The organism is Borrelia sp. MN22-0132 (assembly GCF_049201035.1).
Classification (GTDB): Bacteria; Spirochaetota; Spirochaetia; order Borreliales; family Borreliaceae; genus Borrelia; species Borrelia puertoricensis.
In genome coordinates, this window is sequence record NZ_CP138334.1 from 24,230 (window position 1) to 47,511 (window position 23,282).

The 23,282-nt window shown below is 28.1% G+C and carries 13 protein-coding genes; 8 read left to right on the top strand and 5 right to left on the bottom strand.

The genetic code is table 11. The features are described 5' to 3' along the window. Positions 1-34: 34 nt before the first annotated feature. Positions 35-1,996 carry an excinuclease ABC subunit UvrB gene (gene uvrB / locus R5397_RS00110; RefSeq protein ID WP_247066150.1) on the bottom strand — a complete coding sequence of 654 codons (1,962 nt, stop codon included), beginning with the start codon at positions 1,994-1,996 and terminating at the stop codon, positions 35-37. Positions 1,997-2,114: 118 nt separating this feature from the next. Here uvrB and R5397_RS00115 point away from each other — a divergent pair, with 118 nt between their 5' ends. From R5397_RS00115 to R5397_RS00130, 4 genes are all read left to right on the top strand, one after another. Continuing rightward, positions 2,115-3,824 carry a phospho-sugar mutase gene (locus R5397_RS00115; RefSeq protein WP_421622470.1) on the top strand — a complete coding sequence of 570 codons (1,710 nt, stop codon included), beginning with the start codon at positions 2,115-2,117 and terminating at the stop codon, positions 3,822-3,824. 94 nt (positions 3,825-3,918) lie between these two features. Beyond that, positions 3,919-6,075 (top strand): AAA family ATPase, encoded by a 2,157-nt coding sequence (locus tag R5397_RS00120; protein ID WP_421622471.1) that lies wholly within the window; start codon positions 3,919-3,921, stop codon positions 6,073-6,075. After that, entirely contained in the window at positions 6,060-9,194 is a 3,135-nt protein-coding gene (gene ileS, locus R5397_RS00125; protein ID WP_421622472.1) for an isoleucine--tRNA ligase, read from the top strand. Before R5397_RS00120 ends, ileS begins: the two co-directional genes overlap by 16 nt. Continuing rightward, on the top strand, positions 9,182-10,036 hold the full coding sequence (locus R5397_RS00130) for a lipoprotein (RefSeq protein ID WP_421622473.1): 855 nt from the start codon (positions 9,182-9,184) through the stop codon (positions 10,034-10,036). Before ileS ends, R5397_RS00130 begins: the two co-directional genes overlap by 13 nt. 151 nt (positions 10,037-10,187) lie before the next feature. Here the strand turns inward: R5397_RS00130 and R5397_RS00135 are convergent, their stop codons facing one another. From R5397_RS00135 to sbcD, 4 genes are read right to left on the bottom strand one after another with little or no spacing between them, the layout of a single operon-like run. Continuing rightward, positions 10,188-10,814 (bottom strand): copper homeostasis protein CutC, encoded by a 627-nt coding sequence (locus R5397_RS00135; protein ID WP_421622474.1) that lies wholly within the window; start codon positions 10,812-10,814, stop codon positions 10,188-10,190. Continuing rightward, on the bottom strand, positions 10,815-11,753 hold the full coding sequence (locus R5397_RS00140) for an ROK family protein (RefSeq protein WP_247066138.1): 939 nt from the start codon (positions 11,751-11,753) through the stop codon (positions 10,815-10,817). A gap of 47 nt (positions 11,754-11,800) precedes the next feature. Next, on the bottom strand, positions 11,801-14,650 hold the full coding sequence (locus tag R5397_RS00145) for an AAA family ATPase (RefSeq protein WP_421623034.1): 2,850 nt from the start codon (positions 14,648-14,650) through the stop codon (positions 11,801-11,803). Further along, on the bottom strand, positions 14,637-15,869 hold the full coding sequence (gene sbcD / locus R5397_RS00150; RefSeq protein WP_421622475.1) for an exonuclease subunit SbcD: 1,233 nt from the start codon (positions 15,867-15,869) through the stop codon (positions 14,637-14,639). Before sbcD ends, R5397_RS00145 begins: the two co-directional genes overlap by 14 nt. Before the next feature lie 75 nt (positions 15,870-15,944). Between sbcD and topA the strand changes: the two genes are divergently transcribed. The 4 genes from topA (at position 15,945) to R5397_RS00170 (ending at position 23,149) form a co-directional block, all read left to right on the top strand. Continuing rightward, entirely contained in the window at positions 15,945-18,482 is a 2,538-nt protein-coding gene (topA, locus tag R5397_RS00155) for a type I DNA topoisomerase (RefSeq protein WP_421622476.1), read from the top strand. 3 nt (positions 18,483-18,485) lie between these two features. Then, positions 18,486-20,972 (top strand): helicase-related protein, encoded by a 2,487-nt coding sequence (locus R5397_RS00160; protein ID WP_421622477.1) that lies wholly within the window; start codon positions 18,486-18,488, stop codon positions 20,970-20,972. 142 nt (positions 20,973-21,114) lie between these two features. Further along, positions 21,115-22,554, top strand: a complete 1,440-nt coding sequence (locus R5397_RS00165) for a PTS transporter subunit EIIC (RefSeq protein ID WP_421622478.1) — start codon at positions 21,115-21,117, stop codon at positions 22,552-22,554. An 82-nt stretch (positions 22,555-22,636) separates the two neighbouring features. After that, positions 22,637-23,149: a hypothetical protein gene (locus tag R5397_RS00170; RefSeq protein WP_421622479.1), complete on the top strand. Its 513-nt coding sequence runs from the start codon at positions 22,637-22,639 to the stop codon at positions 23,147-23,149. Positions 23,150-23,282 lie beyond the last annotated feature (133 nt).

The window sequence follows — 23,282 nt, forward strand, 5'->3', positions numbered from 1 at the left end:
GATATAAACTCCTCGATTTCAAAATTTTCACCTCTTACTTAACAAGATCCCTTATTTTATCTCGCAAAAAGATAGCATCCTCAAATCTTTCATCACAAACTGCCTCTTCAAGTTTAAACTTAAGCTTAATGATAAGATCCTTTTTAGATAATTTGTCATCAGAAATAATTTTTTCAATGTCATAATCAACGGTTTCATTTTTTAATTCTTTTTCTAAAATATTTTGTACTTTTTTAATAATAGTTCTTGGAATAATATTATTTTTTTTATTGTATTCAATTTGAATATTTCGTCTTCTATTAGTTTCGTCAATAGCCTCTCTCATTGCACTACTTACGTGATCGTAGTACATTATAACACAACCATTTGAGTTTCTAGCAGCTCTACCAATCATTTGGATCAGAGAAGTAGTAGATCTTAAAAATCCTACTTTATCAGCATCCAGTATGATAACAAGAGAAACTTCGGGAATATCTAAACCTTCCCTTAATAAATTAATGCCCACAATAACATCAATTTCTGATTTTCTAAGAGATGTAATAATATCTACTCTCTCAATAGCATTAAACTCTGCATGCAAATATCTAGCCTTTATATCAAGACTCAATAAATAATCTGTTAAATCCTCAGCCATTTTTTTTGTTAAAGTTGTAATTAAAACCTTTTCATTTAAAGCCACTCTTTTTTGAATTTCATTATAAAGATCTTCCATCTGTCCATCTGAAACTCTAAGAATAATCTCTGGATCAATCAGACCCGTTGGACGGATTATTTGTTCAGCAATAACACTACTCTTTTCACACTCTTCAAGGCCAGGGGTTGCTGAAATAAAAACAACCTGATTAATCAAAGATTCAAATTCATGATATTTAAGAGGTCTATTTGCAAGTGCTGATGGAAGTCTAAATCCAAAATTTACAAGATTTAATTTTCTTGAATAATCTCCATTATACATTCCTCTAAACTGAGGTAAAGTAACATGAGATTCATCAATAAATAACAAATAATCTTTGGGAAAAAAATCAAAAAGACAATAGGGTCTATCCATCTCGCTATCACTAAAATATTTAGAATAATTTTCTATGCCCTGACAAGACCCAGTCTCTCTTAACATTTCAATATCATATTCTACTCTCTGCTTAAGTCTTTCAGCCTCAACAAACTTACCATTTTCTTTCAAAGAATGATATTGTATTTCTAAATCAACTTGTATTTTAGGAAGAGCATCCAATATGTTTTCATAAGGAATAACAAAATAAGACTTAGCAAAAAGAGTAAATTCATCAGTAGATCCCAAAATCTTTTTTGTAAGTGGACTAATCCTGTTTATCCTAACAATCTCATCAAAATCTAAATAAATTTTATATGCAAAATCACCATGCTCATTACTAGGCCATACTTCAATGACATCACCTTTAATAGAAAATTTATCATGTTCAAGATTCATAAGCGTTCTTTCATACTGAAGTTTAACAAAAATATCTGCTATCTCTTTAATAGAAATCTTTTGCCCTACAAAAAAAGCATGGGCAGCATTCTTAAAAAATTCTGGAGAACCTAATGCATAAATCGAAGAAACTGTAGCAACAACAATAACATCTCGCCTTCTAGAAAGAGATGTTACTGTCCTTATCCTCTTTATTTCAATATCTTCATTAATAGTCGCTTCCTTTTCTATATATAAATCTTTGGATGGAACATAAGATTCAGGCTGATAATAATCATAATAAGAAACAAAATACTCAACTGCATTATCTGGAAAAAAGTCCTTAAATTCCCTATAAAGCTGTGCAGCTAAAGTTTTATTATGACTAATTATCAAAGCAGGTCTCTCTAAATTCCTAATAATATTAGCAATTGTAAAAGTTTTACCGCTACCTGTAACACCCTTTAAAGTCTGATATTTATTATCAAGTAAAATAGATTCCTCAATTTCTCTAATTGCTTTTGATTGATCACCAGCAGGAAAATAATCAGACCTTAAACAAAATTGCATAAAGACCTCAAAGAAAAAAAATTGTAACTCAAAATATAATAACTAATTCTACACTTAATACTTTATTATTCTATAATTTAATCATAGATTCTCAAATAATAAAATAAAGGAAAACAGTATGAAAAATAATAAACTTAAAAAAAAAGTAGAAAAATACATTCAACTTGAAAAAAACAAATACTTTAAAAATGAAGCAATAAGATTACTTAATGAAAATAATGAGGGGGAACTGTACAATAGATTTTATAAAGAGCTAGAATTTGGCACCGCTGGAATGAGAGGCATCATTGGAGCTGGAACACACTATATCAACACCTACAATATTACAAAAGCAAGTCAAGGAATTGCCAATTATATCCTTGAAATCACACTAAGTCCTAAAGTTGTAATAAGTTATGATTCAAGATACTTCTCAAAAATTTTTGCATATGACGCTGCCAAGATCTTTGCATCAAATGGCCTTAAAGTTTATATATACAAAAATTTAAGATCAACACCCCAGTTATCATATACAGTTAGAAAATTAGATTGTGATCTTGGAATAATGATAACAGCAAGTCATAATACAAAAGAATACAATGGATATAAAGTATATTGGAAAGAGGGTGCTCAAATAATACCTCCTCATGACACACTAATAACATCAGAAATCAAAAAAGTATCTAATGTTAAAAATACACTCACAAAAGAAGAAGGTATAAATAAGCAAGCAATAATTGAACTTAATGATGAGATTGATATAACATACATAGAAAAAATAAATGAAGAATTTCCTGATTTCAATAAAAAAAGCAAAAACACAAATTTAAAAATAGCATATACTCCTTTGCACGGAACAGGAGGAACAATAATAAAAGAATTATTTAAAGGCAGTAAAGTAGAACTTTTAATTGAACCAAGTCAAATAATCCCTGACCCAGAATTTCCGACAGTCAATTATCCTAATCCTGAAGAACATACTACCATGTCTAAAGTAATAGAACTTGCAAAAAGAGAAAACTGTGATATTGCATTTGCAACCGACCCAGATGCTGATAGGATGGGTATAGCTTTTAATGAGGATAAAAAATGGAAAACTCTAAACGGCAATCAAATTGCATGCATTTTAATGAATTACTTATTATCTAGAGAAAAGAATCCTAAAAATGTATTTGTGATAGCTTCTTTCACTACAACACCAATGCTAAATAAGATAGCAAAAAAATATAACTCAACATTATATAGAACATATACAGGATTTAAATGGATAGGGCACTTAATAGATGAGATAAAAACAAAAGAACCAAACAAAAAATTTATTTTTGGATGTGAAGAAAGTTATGGATACTTAATTGGCAGCGGAACTAGAGATAAAGACGCATTTTCAGCCATAAAAGGATTTTGTGACTTAATGTTAACATTAAAAAAGAATCAAACAACAATAGGAAAATATCTTCAAGAAATGTACAAAGAGCTTGGATATTATGAAGACTTTATAATTAATAAAAGTTTCCAAGGAAGTAATGGGGACTTTTTAAGAGAAGAATTAATGTCAAAATTTAGGAACAAAATTAAAAAAAACTTTGCAGGAATTAACATAATCAAAAAATTAGACTATAAAAAATTAACAGAAACCGATATGAATGGCAATGTATATAAAATAACAAAATACAAGTATACTACAAATGCAATAAAATTTTTATTAGAAAACGAAATAGAAATAACCATCAGACCATCTGGAACAGAGCCAAAAATTAAATTTTATGTATCCATATATTCAAGATACGAACAAAAAAACAATATTTTTGATATAATAAACAGTATAAAAATGGAGATAGAAAAGTATTAATATAGCAGAGAACCTAATCAACCTAGTCGAAGTAGCCGCTAGAGAAGTTGCTAGAAAAAATAAAAATAGAGAAGTTTCAATTTGGCATTTACTAATGTCTATATTAGTTTATCCAAAAAAATCTGAGATAAAAAAAATAGATACCAAAACTTTAAAAAATATCAAACAAGATACATTATGTGAAATAGAAAAGTTAGAAAAAGTTTTAATTGGTACTAATGAAATTATAATTCCAAAGATAAACAGAGAAATTTTCATTCTCATTGAACAAACAAAAAAAGAATTTAAGTCTAAAACTTCAATAGGCATAAAAGAGATTTTTTATCAAATCTTAAAAACGAAAAAACTTCTCAAGAAATACAAACTTAATAAATTAAGCTTCAACTTTAATGAAGAAAATATGATAGCAAGTATAGACAAAATAAGGTTAATTGAAACATATAAAGAATTCGAAGATGAAATAAGACTTACAAATGACTATTTTGAAATTGCTAAATACGTTAAAAACTTGACAAAACTTGCAAAAGAAAAAAAACTCAATCCTTTAATCGGTCGTGAAAAAGAAATTCAATCACTAATAAACATACTTGAGAGACGAAATAAAAATAGCACAATTTTAATAGGAGAACCTGGTGTTGGCAAAACAGCAATTGTTGAAGGCCTTGCCATCAAAATTGCAAATAAAGAAATAAAAAATCAACTACAAAACAAAGTAATACTACAAATTGACACTTCCGACTTAGTTTCAGGAACAAAATATAGAGGCGAATTCGAAGAAAGATTAAATAACATAATTAAATCCATTAAAAACAATAAAGACATAATAATATTTATTGATGAAATACACACTCTAATAGGAGCTGGAAACTCTGAAGGCTCTATTGACGCAGCAAATATCTTAAAACCCGTTTTATCTCGCTCTGCAATACAAATCATAGGTGCAACAACTTATGACGAATACAGAAAACATATTTCTAAAGATAAAGCATTTACTAGAAGATTTCAAACAATATCTATCAAAGAACCTGATGAAAAAGAAACTCTCAATATAATCAATAACATAATAAAAAACTTTGAAGATTATCACGGTGTCACTTATGAAAAAGAAGCCATAGAAAATGTTATCAAAATATCATCACAATATCTAATTAACAAAAGATTTCCCGATAAAGCAATTGATCTAATTGATATTGCCGGGGCTCAAAAAAAGCAAAAAAAAACAAATAAAAAAATAATCAATGTAGAAGATATTAAAAGCGCAACAGATGAACTATTAAATATTAAGATAAAATCTAACATCAAAGAAGAAATCGATACGCTTAAAACAAAAGCAATACACATAAAAGAAAAAATAATTGGACAAGAATGTGCCATAAATGAAATAATTATAGAAATGGTCAAAACAAAACTAGAAATCAATAATAATACACAACCTTTAACATCAATATTGCTCATAGGTTCAAGCGGAAGCGGAAAAACAATGATAGCAAAAACAATATCAAGCATCATTATTGAAGATCAAAACTCAACACTAAAGCTAGACATGTCAGACTATAGAGAAGAAACCTCCATATCAAAATTAATAGGAACGAATCCAGGATATACAGGCTATGTTGACGGTGGCATTTTAACAAACAGATTAAAACATAATCCTAGAGCCTTCATTATACTTGAAAATATCGAACATGCCCATAATTCTGTGCTTACTCTCATAGAACAAATACTTGAGCACGGAGAGCTAATTAGTAGTAAAGAAGACAAAATATCCTTTAAAAATGCCATTATTGTTTTAAGTACATCTATTGGCACCAAAACACTACTTGGAAAGGGACGTATTGGATTTAATAAAACAGACAATAATATAAATATCAAAAACGAAATCAACAATGAGCTTAAAACAAGATTCAAATCATCACTACTAGACAAAATACAAAAAAAAATAATTCTTAATATTTTAAAAGAAGAAGACCTCAGCCTAATTTATAACAATTATTGCAAAGAACTCACTAAAAAATTTAGACTAAAAAATATTCAAATAGAGATTGATGACAATCTTAAAAATCATATAATCAACAAATATTACGATAAAAATTCTGGAGCAAGAAGCATTTTAAATGCAATAAAAGAACATATAGAAGAAAAAATTATCAATCAAATATTCAAAAATCCCAATACTAATCTAATAAAAATATATTTAGACCAAAATAATATAAAAATTAAACAAAAGGAAATCTTATGTTCAAGCAAGTAGAAAGCAAAGTAAATTTCCCTAAGATAGAAGAGAAAATATTAAAATTTTGGAATGATAATAAAATTTTCGAAAAATCAATACAACAAAGAGAAGGTTGTGAAGAATTTACATTTTATGATGGACCGCCATTTGCAACAGGACTTCCACATTTTGGACACTTCGTTCCAAATACAATTAAAGATATCATTCCAAGATATAAAACAATGAAAGGCAAACTGGTTAAGAGATATTTTGGATGGGATACTCATGGTTTACCCGTAGAATATGAAGTAGAAAAATCCTTAAAAATCTCTGGAAGATACGAAATAGAAAAATATGGAATTGATAAATTTAACGAAGAATGTAGGAAGATAGTTCTTAGATACACAAAAGAATGGCAAAAAACAATTTCAAGATTAGGCAGATGGATCGATTTTGAAAACAATTACAAAACAATGGATACAACATTCATGGAATCTGTATGGTGGGTATTCCAAACACTCTATAATAAAGGTTTAATTTATGAAAGCTACTATGTACTACCATATTCTCCAAAACTTGCAACTCCTCTCTCAAATTTTGAGGTTAATCTAGGTGAATATAAAGAAATTCATGACCCATCACTAACTATAAAATTTAAAATCAAAGATAAAAATGAATACTTACTCGCATGGACAACAACTCCTTGGACACTACCTACAAATCTTGGAATTGCTGTCGGCAAAGATATAGATTACTCTAAAATATTTGATAAGGAAAAAAATGAAACATTCATAATCGGCACAAAAAGGTTAAATCACTATTATAAAGATGAAAAAGCATATACAGTAATAGAACAATTTAAAGGTGAGTATATTAAAGGAATAGAATATGAACCCATATTTAATTATTTCCTAAACCAACGGGATAAAGGGGCTTTCAAGATTCATACAGCAGAATATGTCACAACTGATGATGGCACAGGCATAGTACATATCGCACCCTTTGGAGAAGAAGATTATAACATACTTAAAAATAATACAAAAACCGACATGATAACACCTATAGATGCCGAATGCAAATTTACAAACGAAATAAAAGATTTTGAAGGACTATTTGTTAAAAATGCAGATAATAAAATAATAGAAAAATTAAAATCAATGAACCTTTTATTCAAACGAGAAAACTTTTTACACAGATATCCATTTTGCTACAGAACAAATTCACCTTTAATTTACAGACCCATAAACTCATGGTTTGTAAATATTGAAGCAATAAAAGAAAAACTAATAAAATCAAATGAGCAAATAAACTGGATGCCTTCACACTTAAAAAAAGGACGATTTGGCAAATGGCTAGAAAATGCACGAGATTGGGCAATAAGCAGAAACAGATTTTGGGGAAACCCAATACCAGTTTGGATATGTTCCAAGACAGGAAATAAAATATGTATAGGATCCAAAGAAGAACTTGAAAGACTTTCAGGACAAAAAGTAAATGACTTACATAAAGATAAAGTTGATAAAATTACTTGGCCCAGTGAATATGGTGGTGTATATGTTCGAACAAGTGAAGTTTTAGACTGCTGGTTTGAATCTGGTTCTATGCCCTACGCAAGTAAACATTATCCATTTAAAGATAAAGATACCTTCCATAATATTTTCCCTGCTGATTTCATTGCAGAAGGTCTAGACCAAACAAGAGGATGGTTTTATACATTAACAATCTTAGGAACTGCACTCTTTGAAAACACAGCGTTTAAAAATGTAATAGTTAATGGACTAGTATTATCTAGTGATGGAAAAAAAATGTCAAAATCACTTAGAAATTACACAGATCCAATGGAAGTAATAAACACATTTGGAGCTGATGCTTTAAGACTTTACCTAGTAATGAGTCCCGTGATAAGAGCTGATGATTTAAAGTACAGCGATGACGGAGTTAAGGATGTTTTAAAAAATATCATAATACCTATCTGGAATGCTTACTCATTTTTCATAACTTATGCAATAATTGACAAATTTGAACCTAATAATAACATAAATCTACACAAAACTAATATCCTTGATAAATGGATAATTAGCGAAATCGAAAGTCTAAAAAAAATATTAAATGAAGAAATAGATAAATATAATTTAACAAAATCAATAGAAGAACTTCTCGCATTTATCGACAAATTAAATAATTGGTATATCAGAAGATCAAGAAGAAGGTTCTGGAAATCCGAGAATGATAATGATAAAATCGATGCCTATGAAACGCTTTATTATGTAATAAAAAACTTAATGTTAATGCTTGCACCATTTATCCCGTTCCTAACAGAAGAAATTTATCAAAATCTAAAGACCAAAGATGAAAAAGAATCAATCCATCTAAACAAATACCCACAAGCAATTGAAAAACTTATTAACATAAATCTTGAAGAAAAAATGAACTTTATAAGAAAAGTTGTTTCAATCGCAAGAGCACTAAGAGCATCACATAACATCAAAATACGAAAACCTATAAGCACAATCTATGTTGTGACCAAGGATCAAAAAGAACAACAAATACTAAATGAAATGAAAGAAATAATACTTGAAGAAATTAACGCAAAAGAAATACAAATCAAATCCAATGAAGAAGAACTTGTAACTTACAAAGCAAAAGCAAACTTTAGAGAACTTGGAAGTAAACTTGGCGTAAATATGAAAGCAGGATCATTAAAAATAATGAAACTAACAAACGAAGATATATTAAAAATAATAAATGGTAACAAACATATAATGAAAATCAACGAAAATACATATGATATTACGATAAAAGATATAATCTTAGAAAGACATGAAAGAGAAAATTTAAAAATAATAAATGAAAATTCTGTCACAATTGGATTAGATGCACTAATAACAGAAGAATTATATTTAGAAGGACTCTCAAGAGAACTTGTAAGAAAAGTACAAAATTTAAGAAAAGAAAATAATTTCAATGTTAGTGACAGAATAATACTATACATAGATAACAGTGATATATTGAAGAAAATAACAAATCAATTTGAAAGCTATATTAAAACGGAAACCTTAACACTCAAAATAGAAATTAATAAAGAAAAGGCATTAACAAAAGTAGAACTTGACGATGAAATATTCATAAAGATAGGTATCAAAATATGGTCAAACTAATTATCAAAATTTTCATGGCTATTCTTTTTATAGGATGTGAAACTTTAAATTACTGTCCACCTAAGAACAACATATCTTCAATTATGTTGTTAGACCCATCATCAGACATATACGCTTACATAAATCTATCTAAAAACAGATTCATCTACAACGAACTCAAATTCAAATATAAAATTGGACTTAACACTGTTGGTAACTTATACTTAAGTTATACAAAAGATCCAAGAACTTTCTCAGCACTAATAACAGGAAATTTCCCCAAAAATATCTTTTGGGGAATACAAAATAACTCAAATTTTGAATCCTATGGAAACATATTTATAAAACCAAAATGGAAGATAAAAAATTCAAATATATACATCACTCCTACCAAAAATAAAAAAGGAATTCTAATAAATCAAAAAGAAATAACTCATAAAAGTGAAAACATACTAACAACAAAATATATTGACATACTTGATCAAAATGAAATATTCTTTTGGATAAAAGATATAGCCAAACTAATGCCAAATAACATAAAGAAAATAAATTGTATTCCCTTCCATAAGGGAATATTCATTGCAAACAGTAAAAATGAACAGGATTATAATTTACAAGCTTACTTACATACTGATAATCCAGCAATACTATCTATTTTATCAAAGAAACTAATACCAATCCTATTAGCAAGCACGACAAAAATAATAATCTCAAGTCCTATAAAAACTAGAATAAAAGATCAAAATACCGTAGAACTTAAATTTAATGTTAACAAGATAAGCATCAAAGAATTTATAACAAGTTTAATACTAAATAAAGAAAAAGAATCCCAAGTATCTAAATCAAATAGACCATACTATTAATAAAATAAATTTATAAGACCATCTTTTATATAAACTCAATTCACATAACCTACAAAAGCTACTGTCTATCAATTACATATAATCTCATACTTATAGGCAAAATTTAAAATATTCACTTAATTTGACCTTAAACCAATACAAAACGATAAGCTTAAGATGAATTTAAATTACCAACAATCAATCTCCCATGATAAGCTTTCGCACCTAGAATAGTATCAATAGCATCAACATTATCCTTACTAACCTTACCCGCAACAACAATCTCTAATTTTTCTCCAGTCATCAATATTAAATCCTGAAGTATCATAAGTGAATCTTCCGCTTTAAATCCCCCTCCTGAAGTCAATATTCTATGAACACCAATATCTAAAAGATTAGCCACAGAAGATCTAATATCACAAGTCTCATCAACTGCTTTATGAAAAGTAACTTTTAAAGGGTAAGATAAACTTAGCAAATCTTTAGTTCTAGCTATGTCAATTTCATGATTATCCTTTAAAATTCCAAAAGCTACACCTTCCACTCCAAGACTCTTGCAAAGCTCAATATCTTCCTTCATAGCTTGAAATTCTAAATTAGAATACACAAAGCTCCCACATCTTGGTCTAATCATTACAACAATAGGAATGTCTAACCTTTCCTTTAAAACTTTTATGGTGCCATAAGAAGGCGTAGTTCCTCTACAAGTCGTATTTTCACAAAGCTCAATCCTATCAGCACCAAGCTTAACAGCATTTAAAGCCTCTAATATATTAAAAACACATGCTTCTCTTATCATCTAAACACTTAAATTACGTAACAATTTATTTTCAACAAAATAATGATATAATGCTCCAATTTTACCAGAATCATTATTAAATTTTGTTGTTTCAACTCTAACAAGTTTCTTAATATCATTATTATAAATATGAGCCAATTCTAAAGACCATAAATTTTCTAATTTATCATATATTCTACTTATTAAATCCGATCGTGAACTTATTCCGCCTCCAACTAAGATTTTTTCAGGATTTAAAATAAAAGTTAAATTAAAAATTCCAAATGATAAAGTTTCAAAAAAATGCTCGATTTCATTCCTAGCATGTATATTTCCACTATCGGCAAGCTCAAAAACAAATTCTCCAGAAACTTTTTCAAATTTCATTTCCAAGCGCTCAGCAACCCTCTTCCTTAAGGCCGCAACAGAAGCTATAGATTCCCATCTACAATTAAAAGGAATATTATTTACAAGCCCTCTGGTTATCATAAATCCAATCTCACCAGACATAAAAGAATATCCCCTCAAAAGTTTTCCATTCATAAATATTCCAGCACCAATGCCTGTTCCAAGAGTCAACGCAACAAAATCATCAGAATGCATAGCATTACCTTTAAATTTTTCTGCTAAAGCCACACAATTAGCATCATTTTCAATCTCAACATTTACCCCTGTTAAGGCTTCAAGACTTTCTTTTAAAGGATAATTAGTAAATCCTTTAATAGCATTCACTCTAATTACAATGCCCTTAGGATCAACAAACCCAGGCATACAAATTGCAACACCTTTAATATTTTCTTCTTTTTTATAAGAATTAATTACATCGACTAAAATACCAACTTGCTCATCAGGAGTAGTACCTGATTTAACTTCATGTTTATCAAGAAAATTACCACCACTATCTACAAGAGAATATTTAGTATTAGTACCTCCAACATCAATTGAAACATAACATTCCATACAAATCTCCATATTTCAAAATACTCAAGTAATTATACAATAAAAAATTATAAACTCTCTATAGTAATCTTAGAACCTGTTGAAATTTTACTTATAACTATCTGGGTCTTAATCTCTTCCTTCAAATAAGAAACATGAGATATTATACCAATTTGACGCCCATCAACACGCTGCAAATCAGAAATCTTTGGAATAACCATTTTTAAAGTATCCTCATCAAGACTCCCAAATCCCTCATCAAGAAAAAATGCTTCTATTTTAAGATCACTATCTCTTATCATGTCTGAGAGAGCTAGAGAAAGTGATAAAGATACAAGAAATTTCTCACCACCAGATAGTGTTTTAACACTACGAGTCATATTTCCATCTTTTTTGCTTTTAACTAGGAAATTAAAATCTTTACTATTTGTATTAATTTCAAGCTCAAAATCAGGCAGAATAATATTTAAATACTTTTTATTTGATATACTTAAAATCTCATCAATCAAAAAACTCTGAACATAATACTTTAAACTAGGAGAAATAGTAACAACTTTTTTTAAAATTTCCAATTTATCATTACGCTCATTTACACTACTTAATTCACTCTTAATATTCTCTAAATTAATCTCATGTGCATTAAGTTCTGCTTTAAGAACCTGCAAGCTTGAAAAATTTGCCTCATACTTACTAACATCCTTAGAGAGAACCTCGATCTGAGATATAAAATTGGATTTCAACCTCATAAAATGCTCTAAACTATTCTTACTAGGGTTTAAAGAATCAAGTGAAAAAATAGGATCCTTAGTACAAAAAACACCTTCAATTGATCTTTTAAAATCAACAAAACTAGAAGTAAACTCAGCAAGTTCATCTTTAAGCTCCATTTTAAAACCTAATATGGTTTGTTTCATAATCTCAATTTGACTCTCAAGTTTAAGTTTTTCATTACTTATATTATCAAGACACAAACTCAATTTAACATGATCATTTTCTATGTCTCTTTTAAACCTTAAAACTTTTTCAAACTCTCTCTCAATTAAAGCAGGCTCAATTAGACTTATCTTTAAATTAACACTAGATAATAAATCTTTTATCTTACCTAAATTTTCTTTAATTTCTACTTCCTTTAAAGAAATTTTAGAATTTAAATCATTGAACATTAATTTTAAAGCTGTAACTTCCTTAAGTTTACTTTCAAAAATCAAAATCTTATCCTTATTAGAATAATCTATATACTTTCGAAATAAATTTTGACCAATTCTTTTTAAAATTTCTGCATTATTTTTCTTAAAATTTAAGACACAACCCTCCCATTTAATTTTATTTTCTCTATTATGCAAGATAGCAATTTTAAGAATATCTAACTCAGATTGCAAAATTTGAAGCTTTGAATTCAATTTTAAGAGCTCATTTAAACTACTGATTTTTAATTTTTCTTTTCCTTGATATACTTTATATGCATCTTCATGATGTTTAAGCTCATCTATATCTTTCTCAACAGACTGTCTATTGCTATTAAGATGTTCTAAAAAATTTCTATATAAATCAATTTTAATATTTATCTCAATAGGTTGTAATAAACCACTATCATTTGACTGTAACAATAAGTCTAATCCATTTTTATATCTCAATATTAATTCTTCATAAAACCCCTTCAATAACTTTAATGCCTCATAATAAACATACTTATCAAAATCAAATGATATTTTTTCTGAATTAATACTTTTAATTTCGACGTTTTTTCTCTTCTGTTCTACTGATAATTTTTTTCTTTGAGCTTCCAATTGCCTCTCTTTTACAAGCAATCTATCATAAGCCTCTTCATCAAAATTCATCTCACATAAAATAACATTCTCATAATATAATTCCTTTACATAATCAAAATTAAAATTGTCTAAATTCAAATATTTAAATTCCTCTAAGTTCCTTTGAATACTTAAAAGCTCTAACGAGAACCGATTTTTATCATTTAATAGTTCGCTTTGCCTTTGAACAAAAATTTTTAAATCCAAAAAATCATTAGAATTATAAAACTTAAGCTTTTCATCTAATTCTAATTTAATCTTTTTCTGCAAAAAATACTCATGATTTAACTTCTTTCTGAACACAACTTTAGAAGATAATTCCAATCCCAAATTATCTATCCTATGTTGAATATCTAAATAATTTTGATTGAACTTTATTATTTTTTCACAAATAACTATCAACTTATAAACATTGTCAAGATTTTCTCTTACAACTCCTACATCAATTAAATTCAAAGATTCAGTCAATTCATTTATTTTTTTTTTATTAATGCTCAGTCTATTTCTTTCTTCCGTATCTAAAAATACTAATCTTTCTTTATTGAATTTTGTAAGTTCTAATTCTTTCTTTAAAAAAATTTCTATATCATCATACTTTTTTAAATTAAAAATATTGTCAATTATTGCTATTTTATTTTTTGGCTTTGAAGTTAAAAACTCCTGAAAATTACCTTGAGGCAAAATAACAGTTTGACAAAACTGTTCAAAATCTAACCTACAAAGACTCTTTATATAAGATAAAACATCATCTTTATTATCAATCAAATTCCCATCACTAAAACAAGTAAGTACCATATTTTTTGGTGTTTCCTTTTGTCTTGTATTAAGTTCAATAAATGACTCATAAATTTTTCCAGAAACAGTGAAAGTAAGTTTAACATAAGCACTATCAAAACCTTTCGAAATTGAATCTGAAATATTTTTATCAAGTCTATAAACTCGTGCATAAAGAGCAAGGGTAATACAATCCAAAATTGTACTCTTTCCAGCTCCAGTATTTCCAGAAATTAAAAAAATTCCCGACTTTTTTAAAACAGAAACATCGAAATTGATCTCATATTCACCTTTATAAGAAGCAATATTTTTAAATACTAACTTATTTATCCTCATATTTGCCTGCTCTTCCCTTAAGTAATACTTCTTCAAAAAGAGCAATAAGTTCTTCTTCCCTAAATTTATTTCCTCTCCTAAAACCATTCTTAATATCTTTTTTTAATTTTTCCTGGAAAAAATACTTCTCATCCCTACTTAGTACTTCATCTCTACTAAGCAACATTCGTCTTTCTTTTAAGGACTCTTCTTCTGAATCTACACAATGATAATAAATATCAAATATATTGATTAAACTTGTCTTTGCAAAATCATAAATCTGCTCTTCAAATTCCGCATTCACTTTCTCATGAAGCTCGATTTTTAAGTAACACAAACAAGAAATTTCATTCTTAATCTTATGCAAATCCTTCATAACCTTATCAAAAGAACCTTGTAAAAGATACAATTTACCAAATACAGGAAGTAAAACCTTACTTTGCTCAACTAATTTACTTTCACTAAAAAACAAGACATTCACATATTTTTTAATATCCTCATCAAATGAATACTGAATTGGTGAACCTGAATAAACTACATTATCTTTTAACTTTTTAAAATTATGAATATGTCCAAGAGCAACATAAGAAAAATTATTGCCAAAAACACTCACAGGTAAAATAGGATTATTTCCAATACTACCAACTACACTACTATTAGAAAAAAAAGAATGTGCAATCAATATTCTAGGAATATGAAGATACTGCCCATTAAGGGACCCAATAACATTTGATATTTGCTCTTTATAAGCCTTTTCAAGGTTTTTAAGAAAGATATCGTTATGTAGTTCTATATTTTTACAATCTTGATCCACAATAAGTCTTTCATTGATATAAGGAATGCAAACAATAATAAACTTAATATCACCACGGTCTTCTAAGAAGACCACTTGACTAGAAAGTTCATTTCCAGTAACTAAAAAAAAATTAAATCTTGAGAGTATCTTTTTATTAATATTAAAATAATCTCTTTTATCATGATTTCCAGTAATAACTACACACCATTTACAAGAAGTAAAAGATAATTCGTAAAAAAAATCATTTATTAATTTTTGTTCTTCAAGTCCAGGCCTCTTTGAATCATAAACATCACCAGCAATAAGTAAAAGATCAATTTTTTCATTTTTAATAAATCCTAATAAAAAACTTAAAAACTTCTGTTGCTCACCAATCCTAGAAAAATATCCAATTTTTTTACCAATATGCCAATCAGACGTATGTAAAACTCTATAAGTACTCATAAATACCGCATTATTTTTACTGAAAAATTACAACAATTTATACATTATGTTATATTATATATATATAAGGGTTTTATGCAACAAAGAAAATTAATAATAGTAGAATCACCAACAAAAGCAATAACAATCAAGAAATATCTTGACAACTCATTCTTAGTAGAAGCCTGCATAGGACATATAAGAGATTTGCCAAACAGTGCTAAAGAAATACCTGAAGAGTACAAAAAATTTGAATGGGCAACTCTCTCTATAGATCATCAAAATGACTTTAAACCGATCTACATTATCCCAAACAACAAAAAAACAGTAATTGAAAAACTCAAAAACCTCATAAAAGAGAAAGATGAAATCTATCTTGCCACTGACCAAGATAGAGAAGGTGAAACAATAGCATTCCATTTAAAAGAAGTATTACAAATTAAAAATTATAAAAGAATGGTATTTCATGAAATTACAAAAAGTGCAATAATCGATTCACTAAATAACACAAGAGAAATTAACATGAATCTCGTTAATGCCGGAGAGACAAGAAGAATACTAGATAGACTTTATGGATATACTATCTCTCCTCTACTTTGGAAAAAAATTGCTTACGGACTCTCAGCCGGAAGAGTACAATCCGTTGGCCTTCAATTAATCATAGAAAAAGAAATGACAAGAATAAATTTTAAAAAAGCCAATTATTATTCTGTTACACTTGAATGCAAACACAACAAAAATGATATACAGATTAAAACAATACTTGAAAAGATTAAGAACAAAAATGTAGCTGAGAGCAAAGACTTTGTAAACGACACAGGGGCTTTACACGATCCTGACAAAACAATTGTAATAGATAAAACATTAATGAATATGCTCACAAAGGAGTTAAATAACATAAAAGAGATCGAGGTGATTTCAATTGAAACAAAAGAAATAAAACAAACTCCTCCTAAACCATTCATTACATCTTCTCTTCAACAAGAAGTAAACAGACGATTAAAAATAGGAACCAAACAAATTATGAATTACGCACAAAAACTGTATGAGAACGGCTATATAACTTACATAAGAACAGATTCTTATAACATTGCCAAGACCGCAAGAGAAAAAATAAAAACTATTATAAAACAAAAATATGGTGAAGAATATATAGAAACAAATGATAGATTATATGCCAAAGCTAAAATGGCTCAAGATGCACATGAAGCTATAAGACCTTCTGAACTCTTTACTTCTCCTGAAAAAATACAAATAGAAAGCGAAACTGCTAGAGAAATATATAAAATAATATGGGATAGAACTATTGAATCCGTAATGAAAGATGCAAGAAAAAAAATTATTAAAATAACATTGAAGTATGAAAATTTAACCTTTAAAACAAGTTTCACAACAATCATCTTTGATGGATTTCTAAAAAACAGTAAAGAGCCTTATGAAAACAGTATCATAGATTTTTCTCTTATAAAAGAAGGTGATAAATTTGTCATCTTAGACGTAAAATCAGAAGAGCATGAAACAAAACCTCCACTTAGATATACAGAAGCATCACTTGTGCAAAAACTTGAAAAGGAAGGTATAGGACGTCCTTCAACTTATTCTACTATTATCTCAACACTCTTTGAAAGAGAATATATATTTAAACAGAATAACACACTAATTCCAACAATAAAAGGAGCTGCTGTCATCAATCTCTTAAAAAAATATTTCCCAGTACTAATTGAACTAAAATTTACATCCCACATGGAAGAAAACCTAGATAAAATCGCAATAGGCACACTAGACAAAATAAAATACCTAAATAAATTTTATAATGGAGAAGAAGGTCTTAAGAATACAATAAATAAAATAGAACCTATTATTAGCCCTGAAGAATTTAGAATAGTCTATGAATACACTAATAACAAAAAATTTAGTTATAAAGTCAATCTTGGCAAGTTTGGTCCTTATTTAATTTTTAATGGAAATAATTATGCGATCAATGTAACAACACCATTGGAAAACTTATACAAAGAAGATGAAATAAAAAAAATAATATCAGAAAAAGAAATACAACCTAATATATTAGGAATTGATCCTGAAACAGGACTTAATGTAATATATAAAAACTCAAAATATGGAGGAATTGTCCAACTTGGAGAGGATATTTATGCTCCACAAGAATTCACAAAAACAGGTAAACCCAAAAAACCTAAAATAATAAAAGCTAAAAAAGTGTCAACAAAAAACATAGAACATGAAAATATAACCCTAGAACTTGCTCTCAAATTACTCTCACTTCCAAAAATAATTGGCGAATATCCAAAAACTCATGAAAAAATAATTGCTACAAAAGGGGTTTTTGGAGATTATATTAAAACTGAAAACAACAGCATAATATGCCCATTAAAAAAAGACACAAAAGCATACGAAATAACACTAGAAGAATCAATTAAACTGCTAGATGCAAAACTAGAAAAAAACGGAATTATTGTAAAAATAATACCACTAGCAAAAAATAAAGTTGGAAATAAAATTTATGTTTACAAACAAAATGATAGATTTTATGCTAAAATTAAGAGGAAAAAGGTCGATTTGCCTACTGATATTGACCTTAATCAAATAGATGCAACTTATATTTTTGGACTAATGTAGGATATGAATGACTTTGAACTTCCAATTTACAAGTATAAAGATAAATTAATTAAAAATCTAAAAACAAACAACGTTTTAATAATAGAGAGTCCAACAGGAAGTGGAAAAACAACACAAATACCAAGGATAATATATGAATCAGGACTAATTAAACTTGGTAAAATTGGTGTAACACAACCAAGAAGAATAGCCACAATATCAATAGCAGAATATATTGCAAAACACATTGGAGTTAAACTTGGAGAAGAGGTGGGATATAAAATAAGATTTCAAGAAGTCACAAGCTCTAAAACAAAGATAAAATTAATGACAGATGGGGTTTTATTACAAGAACTCAAAAAAGACACCCTACTTTATGAATATGACGTAATAATAATAGATGAGGCTCATGAGAGAAGTTTAAACATAGACTTCATACTAGGACTTATTAAAGATATATTAAACAAAAGAGATGATTTTAAAGTCATAATCTCATCTGCCACAATAAATACACAAGTATTTTCAAAATACTTTAACAACGCTCCAATACTTAGCATAGAAACAATTACTTATCCTGTACAAATAATCTATAATCCACCACCACTCAATACATCAAAATCAATGATATTAAAAATAAAAGAAATAATTAGTGGTATAATCAAAGAAAAAAAAGAAGGTGATATCCTTATATTCCTATCTGGAGAGAAAGAAATAAAAGAAACGATAAAAGAAATTTATGAACTGAATTCCAAACAAGACTTAATAATATTACCTTTATATGGTCGGATGGCAAAAGAAGCACAAGAACAAATATTTATGCCTACACCAAAGAATAAAAGAAAAATTATAGTATCAACAAACATTGCAGAAACTTCAATTACAATTGAAAATATTAAGATAGTAATTGATAGCGGAAAAGTCAAAACAAATAAATTTCAGATGAAAACACACACTTACTCACTGCAAGAAGTACCAATTTCAAAATCATCTGCAACACAAAGAGCAGGAAGAGCAGGAAGACTTGCAAAGGGAACATGTTACAGATTATATAAAAGAGATGAATATCAATTAAGAGATGAATATCAAAAGGAAGAAATATACAGAACAGATCTCTCTGAAGTAATCTTAAGAATGGCGGATATTGGAATTAGAAATTTTACAAAATTTGACTTCATTTCAAAACCATCAATTAAATCCATTCAAACAGCAAGTGACATATTAAAATCCTTAGATGCAATAAATGAAAAAAATGAACTTACGGAAATTGGGAAATATATGATCATATTTCCTCTAATACCAATACATTCAAGAGCTTTAGTTGAAGCAATGCTAAACTATCAACAAGCAATATACCCAACCACAATTGGACTATCATTTTTATCCACAAGTGGAATTTTCTTACTACCTCAAAACGAAGAAATAGAAGCCAGACAAGCCCATCTAAAATACAAAAATCCACTAGGTGACTTAATAGGATTTATTAACATATTTGAAGATTATAAAAAAGCCATTAATAAAGAAACCTTTGCTAAAGAAAACTATTTAGACTTACAAGGTCTTGAAGAAATTACTAACGTACAAAGACAACTTGAAAATATTGTAAGTAGCTTCAACATACCAATAGCACACAAACATGAAATTGATCACGAAGGATACTTAAAATCCATCATGAGAGGCATGAAAGATTATATTTGCTTTAAAACTTCAAAAAATAAATATAAAACAATAAAAGCCCAAAATATAGTAACCCATCCAGGCTCACTTATTAACACAGATTCTGTAAAATATTTCGTAGCAGGAGAAATAATAGAGACAAGTAAAAGATATGCCAGATCAATTGGGGTACTTAAAAAAGAATGGATCAATGATATTCAATTTGAAGAAAATGAACAAACAAATACTCAACAAGAAAATAAAAAAATAAATCACACCCACAAAAACATAGCAAAAAAAGGTAAAAAACATTTATTAGAAAATGAAATAATTATTGGGGGAAAGAAATTTAATACTCACAATGAAAATAAAAATCAATTAACAATTAGCTTAAAGGAAGTTCAAGAATTAATCTCAAAAAGATTAAAAAACTCAGAAGAGAAAGCAATAAGAAATGTCCTTGCAAAATTAACACATGAAAATTTAATAATATTCAAAAATAAGCAATTAATAGAAATAATGCGTATAGTAAATGGTATGGAATTAGACTGGTCGCTCATTAAAACATATGAAAGCGCAAATATCAACATTAATGAAATTGATAAGATGCAAAATATTTTAGAATGCACTATGCATTTCATTAAACATCCCAATAAAAAATCGGTTCTCTTCTTATCACTTAGAAGTGACTACTCGGACAATTTTTGGCTCAAACCCCAAAAAAGCTTTATCGTAGCAATCGAGGAATCAATGGATAGCATAAAAAACCTGATCGACAACCAAGACAATATTAAGAAACTTGATCCTATTAAAAAAACAGTAAATAAAATTTATAAAAAACTAAACTTCTTTTTTTAAAAATTCATAAATCACATTTAAGATTGTAAAAATAAACATTAACAAATAAAAAAATAAATTAAATTTATTTAAGCTAGAATCATATTTAAAGTTAATATACACTGTAACTAATAAAAAATATATAAATTAATGGAGGGTAAATATGAATAATTTAATTAAAAATATACAAAATCTAGGAAAAGCCGTACAAACTCCTGCAGCCGTTTTACCAATTGCTGGTCTTTTACTTGGCTTTGGATACCTCATAATAGAAACTACAGAACCTTCTAACATGCTTAGACAAATTGGCAAATTAATGGAACAATCAGGCAGTGCCATTTTTGGGAATTTACCCATACTATTTGCAATCGGAACTGGAATGGGACTATCTAAAAATAATAAAGCAGCCGCAGCACTTGGAGGGGCCGTAGGATACCTAATTCTAAATGCAGGATTATCTACATTTACAATAATGATTAACGGAAAATCAGAACCTGTTAACATGTCCGTTTTGGGAGGTATTATTACAGGCACAAGTTCAGCCATTCTTAGCGATAGAATAATAAACTATAAAATACCACAATTTTTAGGTTTTTTTTCAGGGCAAAGACTAGTGCCAATAGCTAATGGAATATTGTCTGCAATACTTGCTATAATATTTGCTTTCATATGGGCACCTCTACAAATAACTATTAATCAAATTGGGAACTGGATGATAGAAGCTGGTAATTTAGGAATATTTGTATTCGGCTTCTTAAATAGACTTCTCATAATAACAGGCCTACATCAGCTTTTAAACACTTTAGTATATTTTGTATTCGGAGAATATACCACAAATGACGGCAACATAATCCAAGGAGAAATCACAAGATATTTAAATGGGGATCCAAACGCTGGCGCATTTACATCAGGGATGTATCCAGTGATGCTGTTTGGACTACCAGGTGCAGCTCTTGCAATGTATCTAACATCAAAAAAAGAAAGAAGAAAAGAAGTAGGCGGTATTTTACTCTCTGCATCACTCACCTCATTTTTAACAGGAATTACAGAACCAATAGAATACACATTCATGTTAATAGCACCTTTACTTTATCTAATACATGCGATCTTAACTGGAATATCATTAGTAATTACTAATATACTTGAAATACGCATAGCATTTTCACTCTCAGCAGGAATAATAGATTACTTCTTAATGTTTCCAAAATCAACAAATGCTTTACTAATACTACCAATAGGACTTGTAATTGGAACTGTATACTTCACTATCTTCATAACACTAATCAAAACATTTAAAATCAAAACACCTGGTCGTGAAGACAATACTAAACAGCAAACAATTTCTAATAATGATTCTAAGCTATCTCAAAACGAAAATTTTGAGAAAATTATTCAAGCTCTTGGGGGAATCGAAAATATAACAGATATTGATTCATGTTTTACACGATTAAGAGTAGACGTTAAGTCTCACTTATTAGTAAATAAAGATTTAATGAACCAGCTTGGAGCTACTGGAACAATCATTACATTAGGAAATCAAGTGCAAGTAATATTCGGCGCAAAATCCGAACAAATTTCAAATTATATAAAATCTAAAACTTAAATCACAAAGAATAAGAAGAAATAAATAAAATTTTTCTTCTTATTTTCACTAAAAAAGTGTATAATACCTTAAATAAAATTACATGAACCTAATACAATCTAAAATACTGCTGATCCTGTTATTAATAATTCCTTTTGTTCTAACGTATGGTACAGATAAAGAAAATTTGGAAAAATTAAATAAATTATACATGCTATATGACTTAAATAACAATTTACCAAAAGAACTCGAAACAATAAATGCAATCAAAAATCTAAATTCAGAGTACCATTATCTACTCATGGCCAAATATTTACTTAAAATAAAGAAATATGAAGAAGCTAATAATTTTTTAAAAAAAATACAAGAGCCTAAAGATAAAAACATAAAAAACGAAATTTTGTTACTAAAACTTAGAATCAATGAAGAAAAAATAAGCGAAGACGAAATCAATGACATCTTACATAAACATAAAGAGTTAGACATAAAAATAATTTATCAATTATATAACATTGCAAGAATAAAAAATAACAAAACTTCTTTAAAGATAAAAAACATAATTTTAAACAACTATCCTAAAAGCATTTATTCTTATAAAATAAAGAGAAATGAATAAAAAATTTTTAAGCGTAATAATATTAATTTTGGCAGTAAGCGTCTTATCAGCACAAAAATCATTCAATCCAGAAGATGTGGAAATGAGATATGAAATCATTAAAGGTTCTTTTAAAGAAAGTAATTACATCATT